This is a genomic window from Mycobacterium sp. TH-M11 (assembly GCF_057473725.1).
Genome location: NZ_JBYCLD010000226.1, coordinates 1 through 1,675, shown reverse-complemented (window position 1 = coordinate 1,675; position 1,675 = coordinate 1). Strand labels below are relative to the sequence as shown.

1 protein-coding gene and 1 pseudogene are annotated in these 1,675 nt (G+C 66.5%); both read left to right on the top strand.

What is annotated here, in order from left to right; genetic code table 11:
* A pseudogene (locus AC2VOG_RS09705) lies at window positions 1–1,024 on the top strand (hypothetical protein); the annotation flags it as partial.
* A 189-nt stretch (window positions 1,025–1,213) separates the two neighbouring features.
* A partial coding sequence (locus AC2VOG_RS09700; RefSeq protein WP_486939692.1) for a class I SAM-dependent methyltransferase occupies window positions 1,214–1,675 on the top strand: 462 nt, incomplete at its 3' end.

Genomic DNA, 1,675 nt, shown 5'->3' with positions numbered 1-1,675 from the left:
CGTGCACCAGAGCACGCCGAACCTGGCCCGACAGGCCGAAGTCGTGCGCTACCTCGCCCAGAGCATCGGCGGTGGGTTCCGGGGGTCGCGTAAAGCGTTGAAGACCACGTTGATCGCGGCCGCCGACGTGAAAGCCGACCGCAGGGCCGCGCGGCTGACTCTGCTCGCCGCGGGTCTCACCAACCGGGCCGGCGGCAACTTTCGCTGGCAGCACCTACCGGTGCCGTTCGAAATGTACGCCGACGGAGTCGATCTCGTCGTGTTCGAGGAGTTTGGTTCCGGCTCGGCCGCACTCAACTTCCGTGACGAGATGAGCCGCGGACGGCTGCTCGCTGACGAGTCCTACCGACGGCGCTTCCGCAAGGACATGGCCAGGCAGTTCGGGCCCCGGGTGTGGAGTCGCGACCTGTCCGACGCCGAAATCGTTGCGTGCCCAGACGGTGCCATAGTCGGGCAATCCTTCGCCGATGTCGCCGCCGCCCGCGGTATCGAGCCCGCCGACGCGCTGCTCGACCTGGCCGTCGAACACGGCTCACGGCTGCGTTGGCGCACTGTGGTCGCCAACGACCGCGAAGAGGTGCTCGATCGCATGCAGCGGTCGCCGAACGTCCAGATCGGCTTCTCCGATTCCGGTGCGCACCTTCGCAATATGGCGTTCTACAACTCCGGCCTGCGCATGCTGGAACGCGTCCACCATCGGCGCTCGATGCCCGTCGAGACCGCCGTGCGGCGCCTCACCGGCGAGCTCGCCGACTGGTACGGGCTCGACGCCGGGTATCTGCGCGAGGGAACTCGGGCCGACATCGCCGTCATCAACCCGGCCGGATTCGACGGGTCCAGTGCCGCTTACGCCGAAGCGCCCTACCCGGGGGCGCCGGAGGTGAAGCGAATGGTCAACCGCAATGACGGACTCGTCGGCGCGACCGTCGTCGGGGGCCACGTTGTCTACAACGACGGTGAATTCGCGCCCGGTTTCGGCACCGAGCTGCACGCGGGACGTTTCCTCGAGGCAGTTGCTCGCTGAGCGAATCAGCATCGGAGAGTTGACAATAGGCGGCCGAATGCCGCGGCGCGATGGTGCGGCACGGACTGTGGCGGATTTTCGATACAGCGTGGCATCTTTTCGGAAGCTGACATCCTTGATCTTCTCGTAGCGTGCGAGCTGCGTGAAGTCCCAGATGGAAGTCCAGTCGCAGAAGGAAGGCGTCAGGTCATGGCGATGAATGTCCTGCATCGGTGGCGATGCAGTTCGGCGGGCTGGGCCGCGATGGTTCGCGACGATCTGCTGCCGTGGGCGCTCGCCGATGTCGAGTTGGGCGACCACACGCTGGAAATCGGACCGGGATATGGTGCGACGCTGCGCGCACTAATCGGCCGGGCCGGCACCGTCACCGCGGTCGAAGTCGACGAGCCGATGGCCGAGCGGCTAGACCGGCTCTACGGCGATCGCGCGCGGGTGATCCACGGCGACGGCAGCAATACCGGGTTGCCCGACAATGCGTTCAGCTCCGTCGTGTGTTTCACGATGCTTCACCACATACCCACGGATCGGCTGCAGGACCGGCTCTTCGCGGAGGCGTTTCGAGTGCTGCGGCCCGGCGGTGTGTTCGCCGGCAGCGACCGCGTGCCGTCGCTGCCGTTCCGATTCGTCCACATCGGCGACACCTACAACCCG